Raw genomic sequence first — 12,565 nt, forward strand, 5'->3', positions numbered from 1 at the left:
CGATGTCGGGAAGTCGGCGATCGTCGCCTGCCAGCTGGTGAGCCGCTCGATCTCTGCGGTTGCCTGCCGATCCAGCGTGTCGAGCAGCTCGCCGGCGGCCGGGCGTAAGTGCTTCATGTGGGTCGATTACAGCCGTTGCGGCGCTCTTCCGGCAGTGCAGCCACGTCACCACCTCGCCATGACATTTCGCAGGTGAAGTCCATGACGCGGCGTCACTGGTGAACCCCGGAGCGATCTGGCCGCACCATCGGACCGGTGTCAACGGCCGAATGCGTCTTTTTGCACGGCCACGGACAACTGGCGCACCCATCTCCGGACGCCGAGCGCCGGCAGCCCTGAGCAACGTCGCGCGCACCCGACCACACCCTTGGCCGCCTCCTGTGGATCCGACGTCTTGCCGAGCTGGGTGTGCCGCTCTCGCAGATCGGAGAAGGCCGAACCAGATGCGGTGGTCAATGTCGCAGACGACCGATCGCCGATGACAGTGACCGGGTGGGCGAGGAATCCGTACTGCACGGTCCGAGCCTCGGTGACACAGGGGATGTACCAGACGAACAGGTGTCCAGGTCACGAGCGAGGGGTGCCGATGACGCCGAAGACCGCGGTGATGTGTGCCGGTTCGGCGGACTTACTGATGAAGCCCCGAACGCCAAGTTCAGGGCCTTGCGGAGCACGCCGCGCCCCTTCTCCCTCCTCGGCCTCCGCGAGCACGGTGACATCCCCTTCGAGGGGAAGCGGCGACGCCGGCGCCGACCGCAGAAGAGCCTCGTCGTCGGCAAACACCGCGGTGGTCATCGGTCGCCCTACCGCGTCGCCAAAGCAGCGTCGCAACGTCGGTGGGGGAATGTCGCGGTCGTGCGGAACAACCCGTCCTTCCGCTCCACCGTCAGCTCGCCTTCCTGGGTTGCCAAGCGGTCCCGGAGGGCGGCGAGTCCGCTGAGCCTGGGAGGCCCCGCCTCGCGTGCGCCGTCGTTGGCGATGGAGATGCCCGTCTCCGAAAGGGTGATCCACACCTGCTCGGCCTCGGCATGGCGCAGGATGTTGGTCGTCGTCTCCCGGAGGACCTGGCCGAGCAGCTCACCGACACGGACGTCCACCTCGGCCCCGCGGTCGACGCGCACGTGGATGCCCGCGGCCTCGAAGAGGTTTTTGGCGTTCTCCAGCTCCGCAGACAGGTTGAGCCGCCGCTGCGCGTGGGCGAGCTCCCTGGTCTGCGTGATGGTGTCGCCGACCAGGGCGCGCACCTCTTCCAGCTCCTGCTCCACCCGCCCGATGTCACTGTGCAGCAGCTTCTGGGCCAGCGAGACCTTCAACTTCACCGCATGGAGCGTATGGCCCTGAATGTCGTGCAGGTCGCTGGCGAAACGTACGCGCTCCCGCATGACGGCCACCTCCGCTTCGCGTTCCCGTGCCTTCTCCAACTCTCCGATGAGGCCGTGGATCTGGGCGAGGAGGACCGTGAGGACGACTCCTCCCAGGGCGACGCATGAGGAGAGGAGGACGTACTGGACCAGAACGTCGACCACGTCCGCGCGCGCCACCACCAGTTTCGTCGCCACCACGGCGACAGCGAAGGCGGCGAGTGCCGCGATCGCCGCCCACCGGTGGCGCGGCAGCTCCAGAATGGTGATGGTGGCCACGATGGCGAAGCCGTACGATGGCGCCGAGGCGTCCGCCGCCAGCACTCCGACGAGCCATACGGTCGCGGTGACGATCAGGCCAGGAAGCGCGACGCACGAGGAACGGCCCACGGTCCACCGATTGACGACCACCAGAGCCGCGGACACGCCCACGCCCATGAGGAGCGCGTCCCACCAGGAGTCGGTGTCGGTCGCCACCAGCAGCGATCCAACGGCGGAGATCGAGCCGGACACGATGCCAACGTTGAGTTTGCGTAGCTGGCCCTGCGTCTGCTCGGTCTGCTCGGAGGTCAACGCGCGTCCCTTCCAGGCTCGTGTCCACAGCCACCACATACAGTCCTCCATCCCGGGCTTCGGCTGTTGGAGGAGAGGCGGCGGCCCGAGCCACGGAGGAGAGGCCCCGTGCAAACGGACGACACGGCGGCCCTCTTGGATATGGGCGAAGACCCTACCCCCATAGGGATGCTCTCCGTGACCAGGCGCCAGAGGCACGCCTCAGTGTGCTTCCACCTCTCCGAGTCCACCAGTGACACCACGTCATGATTTCGCCTGCGGAACGAGAGAAACCGGTGGTTGAAGCCTCCTGCGGTGCCGGTCGCGGTGTATCTGAGCGATATGCAGGCGATGGTGGTGGGGCGCTGGGACCACCGCCCCACCGCCCGACGCCTGAAGTGATCCATTTGCCGGTCGGTGTGAGTCCGCGCGCTCCGGCGGCGTGGCGGCGGCCCCACCGAATCCGGTGGCGGGCAAGGCAAAGCCGGGCCGCAAGTACGCGGCGACTACCCACGGCCACAGTGAGAGCGTGCTGCGTGGCTTCTACGACTTCCACCGCGACGCGGGCTCGAGTCCGATGGTCAACCCGTTTCCCCTCGCAGGGCCGGGTGGCCGTGCGCCTGGCGGCGTGCCGGTGGGCACGGACAATGGCGGAGTCGACAGGATCGGCCTCGCCGTCGAGCGTGGCTTTCACGGCGCCGAGGTTCCATTCCACCTCGTCGGAAGCGGCCTGCTGTCTGACCCGTCAGTCGGGCTGTTTCTCCATATGTGCGAGGACGCGGTTCGAGATCCGGGCGAGCGTGTCGAGTTCTTCGTGGGTGAGGGCGTTGATGAACAGTCGGCGGACGTGTTCGACGTGTACGGGCGCGGCGTCTTCGATCGCCTTGTAGCCGGCCGTGGTGGCGACGATGAACGCTCCTCGTCCGTCGTCGGGACATTCCTCCTTGGCCACCAGTCCGCGTTTCGTCATCCGCCCGACCTGGTGGGACATGCGGCTCTTCTCCCACTCCACCAGCTTCACCAGGTCCATGAAGCGCATCCGCCCGCCGCTGGTTTCGGTGAGTTTGGCCAACACGATGTAGTCGGAGGCGGACATCCCGGAGTCAGCCTGCACTCGGCGGGAAAGCCGTCCGATGAGCTTTTCCTGCATGCGGATGAAACTGTCCCAGGCGGCCGCCTGCTCCGAGGTCAGCCGACCAGGCGTTGCGTCCATGGAGGGAGCGTAGCGAGACCGTCGACAGCTCATCCATCCCCCAGGCGCGGCCGATTCGGAATCAATGCCCAGAACGTCCGGAGCCGCCGCGCCATGCCCGCTCCCCGCAGCACCCGGCGCTCTAGGTGGACGCTCCAGTGGGGGCGACTTGGGTCAGGTACCCACGCAACTCGACCGGTCGACGGCTCGGTCGTCAGTTGACGATTCAACGACTGGTGTCTAACGTAGGTGACGCGTCAACAAAATGGGTGGGGCCGTCAGCCGGCCAGCCCGTACTCGGCTCGCTGCAGGCATCGAGATGTCGGTGCACCGCCTGAGGCCCGCGGACGCGAAGCTCCAGAAGGGGAATCCCATGAGCACTGAGAACAAAGCCGGACTCAACGCGCTGCTGACGCCCGAGGAGAGCGTCCTCGTACTGATCGACCACCAGCCGTTCCAGTTCGCCAACCTGAACAGCCACGAGCCGACGATGGTCGTCAACAACGTCATCGGACTCGCCAAGGCCGCCGAGGTGTTCGACGTCCCGACCATTTTGACGACCGTTCTGGAGGAGCGCGGCGGCCTTCTCGTCCAGGGTCTGCAGGACGTGTTCCCGGAGCAGAAGCCGATCAACAGGACCTTCATCAACAGCTGGGAGGACGAGCGCGCCGGAAGCGGCGCCTGACATGACTACCGCGCCGGCTCCCATCCGTATCGGGTACTGCCTGTCGCTGACCGGTTCCCTCGCGGACAACAGCCGGTCGGCCCGCCTCGCCCATGAAATCTGGCGCGAGGACGTCAACAGCCGAGGCGGGCTTCTCGGCCGCCCTGTCGAGTTCGTCCGCTACGACGACCAAGGAGACGCCGACCTCGTTCCCGGGATCTACGAGCGGCTGATCGACGAGGACGAGGTGGATCTCGTCATCGGCGGATACGGCACCAGCACGGTGCTCCCGGCCATGCCGTTGATCGTGGAGCGGGAGCGGTTTTTCGTCGGACTCATGGGTCTCGGCGTCAACAACGCGCTCCTGTATCCGAACTACTTCGCCATGATCCCTACCGGGCCGGATCCGAATGCCGCACTCACGGAGGGATTCTTCGCTCTCGCGGCAGAGCAGAGCCCCCTGCCGGAAACCGTGGCGCTCGTGTCTGCCGACTCCGAGTTCTCGCGCAATCCCATTATCGGTGCCAAGGCGAATGCTGAGAAGTACGGCATGAAGGTGGCCCATGAGGCAGCGTATCCGTTGTCGACCGAGGATTTTGCACCCGTCATCGACGCGGTCGCCGAAAGCGGCAGCGATGTGTTGTTCCTGTGTTCCTATCCGGCCGACTCGATAGGTTTGGTGCGGGCGCTTCGTTCTCATGAATTTCGGCCGAAGATGGTCGGCGGTGCCATGATCGGTCCGCAGAACACAGCGGTGCGGACGGAGCTCGGCCCGTTGCTCAACGGTGTCGTGAACTACGAGTATTGGGCGCCGGTGCCCAAGATGATGGTCCCGGGCGTTGCGGAACTGCTGAACGCCTATCAGGAACGGGCCGGTGAAGCCGGTGTCGACTTCCTGGGGCACTACATGGTTCCCCTTGCCTACGCCCAGATGCAGGTGGTTGCCCAGGCTGTCGAAGCGACCGGCGGTTTCGACGACGCAAGCCTCTCGGCGTACGCACGGAAGGAGGCCTTCCCGACCGTCATGGGTGATGTCAGGTTCGGAGCCAAGGGCGAGTGGTCGGAGCCGCGTGTCCTGCAGGTCCAGTTCCAGGGAGTTTCCGGCCATGAGGTCGGCCAATTCCAGAACGGATCGCGGCAGACCGTCGTGTCCCCACCGGAATCGTCCTCCGGAGAGCTGATCTTCCCCTACGCGGAAGCTTTCGCCGCCGAGTGACGGAGGCCGACCAAAGCCTTTCGAATACGGCTCGCCGGATATTGCGCCGACCCGTATACGAATTGCTCAGCACTGGGACGTTCTCCAGCTTCTCGGAAGCGCTCTGGTGCGCAGGCTCCCGGTGAGCGCTCGTCTCAAGGCGGGGCGCTGAAATTGCGGCAAGTGTATGTGGAAACGCTCGCTAATTTACAAATTGATGCATCAACTTGATTGGATCAGCGTGGAACAAGGCCCACGCGGAAGGCGTATGGAGGACACATGTCAGTAAAAGTAAGTGACGTTCCCGAGGCCAAGCGGTACGAGGCCCGGGTCGAGGGTGAGTCCAAGGTCGCGGGCGTCGCGGAGTACATCCGTACGACAGAACTCGTCGCGTTCGTGCATACCGAGGTCTCGCCGGAGTACGAGGGCAGGGGGGTTGGGGCAGCGCTGGCTCGCACCGCCCTCGACGAGGCGCGCGCCGCGAACCTGCGGGTGCTGGCGACCTGTCCGTTCATCGCGGGGTGGATCGCCCGGCACCCCGAGTACCAGGACCTGCTGTATCAGTCCCGCAGCAGAGTCAGCGACTGAACACCGGGCATGGCAGCGACGGAGGCCGGTATGAGCAGCGGAACCGAGAAGAAGGCGTACGAGGGCCAGTCGATCACCGTGACATTCGAGGCCAGGCGCTGCCTGCACGCCGCCGAATGCGTCCACGGTTTGCCGGAGGTCTTCCACCCGGGTGAGCGCCCGTGGATCCGGCCGGACGGCGCCGAGGCCGAGCGCCTGGCCGAAGTGGTGCGGCGCTGTCCCTCGGGTGCGCTGCAGTACGAACTCGTGGACGGAGGGGCGGAGATTCCGGACCGGCCCACGCAGATCACGCGCAACTCCGCCGGACAGTTGATCGCGCGCGGCGAGTTGAGCATGGACACGGCGGCAGGCCCGCGCGCGGAGACCAGGGTCATTCTGTGTGGTTGCGGGCAGAGCCGTCTCCAGCCGTACTGCGACCACGTGGGGCCATGCGGTCAGACAGCGTCGGGCTGACCCGCCCCCTCACACGTAAGTGCCCCAGAAGAACCAGGAGTCGAGCAGATGTCCCTCGGAGTGCGGTTCTCCGAGTACGGCACCCCTGACGTGCTGCGTGTCGTCGACGTTCCGCCGCCCACCGCGGGGCCTGGACAGGTGCGGCTCGCGGTGCGGGCCGCAGGTGTCAACCCGATCGACTGGAAGATCCTGCATGGCTACATGAGCCAGGTGATGCCCCTCGACCTCCCGGGTGGGCTCGGATCCGACGTGGCCGGTGTGGTCGACCAGGTAGGCAAGGGCGTGACCGCCTTCAGCGTGGGCGACGAGGTGCTCCGCTTCCTCGGAGTGAAACTGGTCACCTACGGCAAGGGGCTGGTCGAGTCACTGCGGGTGCCGGGTGGCTTCAATGCGGCCGTTGGCCTCGGCCTTCGGACTCACGTCGATGACGTGGCTGCCGAGGAGGGCGAGATTGTGGTCGATCGTCGCCCCCGCGCTTTGGCACCTAGGTAAGCCAGGTACCTAAAAACACACAGCCGGTTCGGTCCTGACTGTGTGGCGGATACAGCGAAGCATTTTACGGCGCGCGGTGTGCCTGCCTGTCTCCGGGCGCCGGGTCTTCATGAACCCGCCCGCGGACTCGCCAAATGCTTCGGGACATCTGGGGATGAACGCAACCATTTGCGAGTTCAACTAAAGAGTCGGAGGTCCGGAAACAAGATGGGAGAGCGTCATGATCGAGCAGCTAGTAGGTAAAAGCTGCAAGTTCAACCTGGGCGCACTGAAGGTGTGGTTCATCTTCGACTCGCAGACGCAGGGCAGCTTCGTCGTCGAGGAGGGCGGCGGGCTCGCGCCCGATGGTCACGCGGAGACCGTACCGGCTGGAAAACGGCCGTATCGTCGAACACTGGGACGTCATCCAGGACCTCACCTCTCCCGACGCGACAATCAGCGGCAATCCGATGGTCTGACACCAGGCAGGCAGGAGCGTAGCGGATATGCGCCATGCAAAATATGGGATCTGATCCTGCGGGCCTCGACGCCCACAGCGACTCAAGAAGGGAAGAGTAAATGGGGTACATCACCGTAGGGAATGAAAACAGCACGCCGGTTGAGCTCTACTACGAGGATCAGGGCGCGGGTCAGCCCGTCGTCCTCATCCACGGATATCCACTGAACGGTCACAGCTGGGAGCGCCAGACGCGAAATCTTCTAGCCGCCGGATACCGCGTCATCACCTACGACCGTCGGGGCTTCGGCAAGTCGTCAAAGGTGAACTCCGGGTATGACTACGACACCTTCGCCGCAGACCTGAACACCGTGCTAGAGACGCTCGACCTTCACGACGTCGTTCTGGTGGGCTTCTCGATGGGTACGGGCGAGGTCGCCCGTTACGTCGCAAAATTCGGACATGAAAGGGTCGCCAAGCTCGCGTTCCTGGCCTCGATGGAGCCTTTCCTGGTCGCCCGGGACGACAACCCCGAGGGCGTGCCGCAGGAGGTCTTCGACGGAATCGAGGCAGCGGCGAAAGGTGATCGATACGCCTGGTACACGCAATTCTTCTCGGACTTCTACAATCTTGAGGAGAACCTTGGTAGTCGGATCAGCCAGGAGGCCGTCACCGCGAGCTGGAACGTGGCGACGTCAAGTGCCCCCGTGGCGGCCTACGCGGTCGTTTCCGCTTGGATCGAAGACTTCCGCACCGACATCGAAGCGGTCCGCGACAGTGGCAAGCCAGCTCTGATCTTGCACGGTACAGCCGACAAGATCCTACCCATCGACGCTACCGCCCGCCGCTTTCGACGGGACTTGCCCGAGGCGCAGTATGTGGAGATTGAGGGCGCCCCACATGGGTTGCTCTGGACGCACGCAGATGAGGTTAATTCAGCCCTGCGCTCCTTCCTCGGCTAGATCCGCGACGAGACCGGAACGCATTCGTCGTCGGCCCGTTGGCTACTGAGGTGCCGTCTTCATGCGAGAACGGCTACCCCCGCTTCCAATGAGAACGGGGGTAGCCGGGTGTCCGTGGCCATTTAAAAGTGGTCTGGCCCACTTTCCGTGATCAGTAGCCGTGCGGCACACGGACGCGGAGCAGGTCGGAGTTGGCTCGCCCGTACATCATCCGTTTGATTAAAAGTCACGTGGAATCTGGCCGTGGAGGTGATCAGGTCTCCGCGGTCCTGACCACGGAACTGGGAGATGGCTTGAGCGGCACGGTGGTGCTGGAGGAGAAGTGGCCGGTGCTGGGCCGGCATGATCCGCCGACGAGGATCGCGTGGAGCGGCCCGCTCATGCGAGAGGGACCACTCGGAGTGTCGCTTCGCGTGCTGGTGAGCGGGTCATCTGGCGGACACCGGAGTCGTTGCCGTAACGCCAACGCAGGGCCTGGTCGACCTCCGCTTCACGCCCGAGGCCGGGGATGAAGGCCACTGCGAACCGTCGCCCGTCGGTGCGTGCTCCCGCGATGCGGATCAGTGGCACACGGTAGAGCTGGTCCAGCTCGGCAGCGGTCCAGGGCTGAGTTTGCGGCAGGTGCTTTCCGCGAGGTGGCAGGGGCCGAGCTATTGCGCGGGTTCTAGCAAGGCCAGGAGAATCCGGTGCAGCTCGGCGCGATCGCGAGGCGCGATCGTCGCCAGCCTGCGGTCGAACTCGGTCGCGAGCGATGCGAGCGCGCGGTCCCGCGCCGCTTCGCCCTCGTCGGTCAGTACGAGCCGATGCCGCCGCAGGTCCGCATCGTCGATCTCGCGCCGCACGAACCCCTTGGCGACGAGGTTGCGCACATAGACCGTCACGCTCGCCTTCGGAATTACCAGCTTCGCCGCCAGCTCTGCCGGGTACGGCGACGCCGCCACCTCGGCGAGCACGAAGAACTCCTTCGATTCCAGCCCGAGCTCGGCCAGGTCGGCGCTGCAGGCGTCCAGCACGACGGTCAGCAGGCGATGGTTCAGCGTCCACAGCTGTGCGGCGTCAATCGACACACGCGCCCCTTTCTTCAGATGATACAGTCTCGTATTAGTTTGATATCGTACTACGGACTGTATTGAACTGACCGGCTATCGCACGAACCCTACGCGAAGGGACCCGTCAGGTGCTCCAGCACATAACCATCCCGCGCGGACCGATCGAGCTCGCCGCCGACCTCCACCTCCCCGACGACGACGCCGCGCCGCGGCGCGCCGTCGTGCTGTCGACACCGGGCAGCAGCGTGAAGGAGCAGATCGGCGCGAACTACGCCGCTCGTCTCGCGGCCCGGGGAATCGCGGCGCTCGTGTTCGACCCCGCGCACCAGGGCCGCAGCGGCGGCGAGCCGCGCGACCTCGAGGACCCGTACCGCCGCTCCGAGGACATCTCGTACGCGATCGACGCCCTTGGCGCCGTCCCGGGCATCGACTCGGGGCGTATCGGCGTCCTGGGCATCTGCGCCGGTGGAAGCTACGCGGTGCACACCGCCCGCACGGACCACCGCATCAGGGCGGTCGGCACCGTCGTCCCGAGCGACATCGGGGCGGCGTTCCGCGGCTTCCAGCCGGACGGCCCGGCAGCCGCCCTCGACGGCCTGGCCGAGTCCCGCGCTGAGGAGGCCCGCACCGGCGAGCCGGCGCGCGTGGCCTGGCTGCCCGATACTCTGGCGGATGCCGAGGCGCTCGGCGTGACCGACGTCGACACGCTCCAGGCGATCACCTACTACCGCACGGAGCGGGGCGGCAACGAGCACTCGACGAACCGCCGCCTCACCCGGAGCGATGCGCTGCTGCTCGGCTTCGACGCCTTTCACCTGGTCGATCAGCTCATGACCCAACCCCTCCAGGTCGTCCTCGCCGGACGACGCGGCACCACGGGCTCGTACGAGTCGGGCATGCGGCTGTGGGACCTGGCGCCCAACCCGGTAGACCTCATGGTCATCGAGGGCGCCGGCCACTACGAGATGTACGACGAGCCGGAGTACGTCGATGCGGCGGTAGACCGGCTCGTCGGCTTTTACTCGGACAACCTGTAGGTCGGAGGGTCGCCCGGGCGGGGCCGGCGCCGTCCGAGTTTCTTCGCCGTCAGGCCGAGCCGCCGGACCGGGGTAGATCCTGCCCCGTGCCCGTGGTGAGACCGTCCCTGCCGCACTGCTGGACGGGATCAGCACCATCGCGCTGGGGGAGCTGGCCGTGCGCATCGCCGAGGCCGTCGCCGGCCGGGCGGGTCGCCCCGCGCTCGAAGGGCTTGCTCAGGCGCACCGGTCGTTCGCCCGTGATCGTCCCGGCCGATGGCAGGCGCTCCAGCGCCGGGCGGGGCCCGCGGTCGTCGGTTCCGACGCCGCCCGGACGGTCGTCGCGCTCACGGACGCCCTCCTGCGGGCATGGCCGACCGCCCCGGCCGCCGCCCCGTAGGCACTCATGGAGAAGAAGGAAGAGAACATCATGCCCAGCACGTCCCTGACCGCGCCGTTCGTGCACGGCGCCGCCGAGCTCGAACGCACCGCGCGCGGCCTGCGCCCCCACCGCCTTCCCGGCTGGGTCCGGGAACGGTTCCCGGACCCGCAGCTTCTGATGGTCGAGGGCCAGCCCTCGGGCGTCCGCGTGGTGGTGACCACCGCCGCCCGCACCATCTCGCTCGTGACCCACCCCCTGCGGGTGGCCTACCGGGGCGCGGACCGGCCACGGGGCGCCATCGACCTGGTGGTCGACGGCGAACCCGTTGTCAGCAGCGTGCTCGACGGCGGCGACGTCATCGAGGCCGACCTGCGCACGGGCGCCACCGAGCTGCGCCCCGGCCCATCACACACCACGACGTTCAGCGACCTGCCGAGCGGCGACAAGCTCGTCGAGATCTGGCTGCCCCACAACGAGTCGGTCGAGCTGATCGAGCTCCGGTCGGACGCGCCCGTCGCCCCAGTGGAGCCGGCACGACGCGTCTGGCTGCACCACGGCAGCTCCATCAGCCACGGGTCGAACGCGAGCGCGCCCACCCGGATCTGGCCCGCCGTCGCGGCCCGGCTCGGCGACGTCGACCTGCGCAACCTCGGATTGGGCGGCAGCGCGCTGCTCGACCCGTTCCTCGCCCGTGTCATCCGCGACTCGCAGGCCGACCTGATCAGCCTCAAGCTCGGCATCAACGTCGTCAACCTCGACGGGATGCGGCTGCGCACCTTCGTGCCGGCCGTGCACGGCTTCCTCGACACGATCCGCGACGGCCACCCGACCACTCCGCTCGTCCTGGCCTCGCCGATCTTCTGCGGCATCCACGAGGACACTCCGGGGCCGGGCGCGGTGGACCCGGACACGCTCGGCACCGACCACGTCCGGTTCGTCGCCACCGGCCGCAGCGAGGAGCAGGCGCAGGGCAAGTTGACCCTCCGGGTGATCCGCGACGCGCTGGCCGAGATCGCCGGGCAACGGTCGGACGACCCGAATCTGCACTACCTGGACGGCACCACGCTCTACGGCCAGGACGACGCCGCCGAGCACCCGCTGCCCGACGCCCTGCACCCGGACACCGCCACCCACCGCCTGATCGGCGAGCGGTTCGCCCGGTACGCCTTCACCGAGAAGGGACCGTTCACGAGTTCATGAAGGCTTCGGCAACGGCGCGGTGGCGAATCCTGCCCCCGATCGCGTTCGCCCTTGACGCCGGTGACTGCCCCATGCGCGTCACCGCATGACAGGACCTGATCTCCCGCGGCGCGGATGCCCTCGTTGGCCAACAACGCGAGACGGCGTTCGCCGGTTTTCACGGCGTCTTCAGCGTTCAGCCGAGCTCGGGTCAGGCGGGCGCCGGACTGAGTCACGACGACGAGGTCCGCTACGGCACAGCCGTGGCCGAGGCCGCCCAGCACAGTGGTGTGGCCCCCCTTGTCTACAGTTCGATGATCGCCGCCGGGCCGAAGCCGACGGCGTCTTCAACGAGCCGGCGGGTCTTCATGGGCAGCGCAGCGGAGGGGGCAATCGAATCGAGAGCGGCGAGACGTAGGTTAGCTGTCATGTTCCGAGATGAGGATCTTGCCCTGCTCACACGGCCGCTCTACGCCTTCCTCACCGTTGCACCACGCGGTGAACGCTGGCCCGCGCCGCGCCCGGTGTGGTTCGAGGTAGCCGACGACGGCGACCTGCACATGTTCTCCCTCCCGGACGCGCCGAAGCTCGACCGTCTCCGGGAGCACCCCCGTGCTTCCGTCGTCGTCGCGGCTCCGTCTGGTGAGCCCGAACATTGGGTAGCGGTGGAGGGCTCAGTCACTCTCCACGATCAGGGTGGCGCCGAACTCGCGGCTCGTCTCGCCCAACGATACTGGGACATGAGCGACCCGAAGTACCAGAAGTTCCTCGACGAGTGGCTTGTCAGGGGCGTGGTGCGCATTGTCGTTCACCCAGAGGTGGTGAACCGCTTCTCCGCCTGAACAGCCAGACATCGTCAAGACGTCCGCTCCGCGCCGGCTTGAGGCGTTGCGGACTCTGTAGATGCAGGCCGCCGGCGCGTGCCCCGTCCGCCGGATGTCGGGTAACAGCACCCGCTGAACATGCATCGCTCCTCCGCGGGAATCACGTGATAGACAGCGGCAGATAACCATGTCCTGCACGTAGTGCGAGGGGGCAGTACTG

Annotated in this window: 14 protein-coding genes and 1 pseudogene; 11 read left to right on the forward strand and 4 right to left on the reverse strand. The window is 66.7% G+C overall.

The features are described 5' to 3' along the window. Positions 1 to 585: 585 nt before the first annotated feature. From ACGFJ2_RS05170 to ACGFJ2_RS05180, 3 genes and pseudogenes are all read right to left on the reverse strand, one after another. A pseudogene (locus ACGFJ2_RS05170) lies at positions 586 to 795 on the reverse strand (DNA-binding response regulator); the annotation flags it as partial. Positions 796 to 803: 8 nt separating this feature from the next. Continuing rightward, positions 804 to 1,934 (reverse strand): sensor histidine kinase, encoded by a 1,131-nt coding sequence (locus tag ACGFJ2_RS05175; RefSeq protein ID WP_393464832.1) that lies wholly within the window; start codon positions 1,932 to 1,934, stop codon positions 804 to 806. 724 nt (positions 1,935 to 2,658) lie between these two features. Beyond that, positions 2,659 to 3,126 carry a MarR family winged helix-turn-helix transcriptional regulator gene (locus ACGFJ2_RS05180; protein WP_393464835.1) on the reverse strand — a complete coding sequence of 156 codons (468 nt, stop codon included), beginning with the start codon at positions 3,124 to 3,126 and terminating at the stop codon, positions 2,659 to 2,661. Between the two features lie 352 nt (positions 3,127 to 3,478). On the opposite strand from ACGFJ2_RS05180, the gene ACGFJ2_RS05185 reads away from it, so the two are divergent. From ACGFJ2_RS05185 to ACGFJ2_RS05215, 7 genes are all read left to right on the forward strand, one after another. Next, entirely contained in the window at positions 3,479 to 3,790 is a 312-nt protein-coding gene (locus ACGFJ2_RS05185) for a hypothetical protein (protein ID WP_393464838.1), read from the forward strand. Between the two features lies 1 nt (position 3,791). Continuing rightward, on the forward strand, positions 3,792 to 4,985 hold the full coding sequence (locus tag ACGFJ2_RS05190; protein ID WP_393464841.1) for an amino acid ABC transporter substrate-binding protein: 1,194 nt from the start codon (positions 3,792 to 3,794) through the stop codon (positions 4,983 to 4,985). A gap of 258 nt (positions 4,986 to 5,243) precedes the next feature. Further along, a complete protein-coding gene (locus ACGFJ2_RS05195; protein WP_393464844.1) occupies positions 5,244 to 5,552 on the forward strand; it encodes a GNAT family N-acetyltransferase in 309 nt (102 codons plus the stop codon). Positions 5,553 to 5,582: 30 nt separating this feature from the next. Next, positions 5,583 to 6,005: a (4Fe-4S)-binding protein gene (locus ACGFJ2_RS05200; protein ID WP_393464847.1), complete on the forward strand. Its 423-nt coding sequence runs from the start codon at positions 5,583 to 5,585 to the stop codon at positions 6,003 to 6,005. 48 nt (positions 6,006 to 6,053) lie between these two features. Further along, positions 6,054 to 6,497, forward strand: a complete 444-nt coding sequence (locus tag ACGFJ2_RS05205; RefSeq protein ID WP_393464850.1) for an alcohol dehydrogenase catalytic domain-containing protein — start codon at positions 6,054 to 6,056, stop codon at positions 6,495 to 6,497. Between the two features lie 220 nt (positions 6,498 to 6,717). Then, positions 6,718 to 7,074 carry a hypothetical protein gene (locus tag ACGFJ2_RS05210; protein WP_393464853.1) on the forward strand — a complete coding sequence of 119 codons (357 nt, stop codon included), beginning with the start codon at positions 6,718 to 6,720 and terminating at the stop codon, positions 7,072 to 7,074. Further along, positions 7,056 to 7,895: an alpha/beta fold hydrolase gene (locus ACGFJ2_RS05215; protein WP_393464856.1), complete on the forward strand. Its 840-nt coding sequence runs from the start codon at positions 7,056 to 7,058 to the stop codon at positions 7,893 to 7,895. The genes ACGFJ2_RS05210 and ACGFJ2_RS05215 overlap by 19 nt, the downstream gene beginning before the upstream one ends. Positions 7,896 to 8,545: 650 nt before the next feature. Here ACGFJ2_RS05215 and ACGFJ2_RS05220 read toward each other — a convergent pair. Next, a complete protein-coding gene (locus ACGFJ2_RS05220) occupies positions 8,546 to 8,962 on the reverse strand; it encodes a MarR family winged helix-turn-helix transcriptional regulator (protein WP_393464859.1) in 417 nt (138 codons plus the stop codon). A gap of 110 nt (positions 8,963 to 9,072) precedes the next feature. On the opposite strand from ACGFJ2_RS05220, the gene ACGFJ2_RS05225 reads away from it, so the two are divergent. The 4 genes from ACGFJ2_RS05225 (at position 9,073) to ACGFJ2_RS05240 (ending at position 12,363) form a co-directional block, all read left to right on the forward strand. Beyond that, positions 9,073 to 9,981: an alpha/beta hydrolase gene (locus ACGFJ2_RS05225; RefSeq protein ID WP_393464862.1), complete on the forward strand. Its 909-nt coding sequence runs from the start codon at positions 9,073 to 9,075 to the stop codon at positions 9,979 to 9,981. A gap of 157 nt (positions 9,982 to 10,138) precedes the next feature. Next, entirely contained in the window at positions 10,139 to 10,360 is a 222-nt protein-coding gene (locus tag ACGFJ2_RS05230; protein WP_393464865.1) for a WHG domain-containing protein, read from the forward strand. 30 nt (positions 10,361 to 10,390) lie between these two features. Next, complete coding sequence (locus ACGFJ2_RS05235; protein WP_393464868.1) at positions 10,391 to 11,542, forward strand: GDSL-type esterase/lipase family protein; 1,152 nt, start codon at positions 10,391 to 10,393, stop codon at positions 11,540 to 11,542. A gap of 98 nt (positions 11,543 to 11,640) precedes the next feature. Then, positions 11,641 to 12,363, forward strand: a complete 723-nt coding sequence (locus ACGFJ2_RS05240) for a pyridoxamine 5'-phosphate oxidase family protein (RefSeq protein ID WP_393465301.1) — start codon at positions 11,641 to 11,643, stop codon at positions 12,361 to 12,363. Positions 12,364 to 12,565 lie beyond the last annotated feature (202 nt).

The organism is Nonomuraea sp. NPDC049028 (assembly GCF_043197735.1).
Classification (GTDB): Bacteria; Actinomycetota; Actinomycetes; order Streptosporangiales; family Streptosporangiaceae; genus Nonomuraea.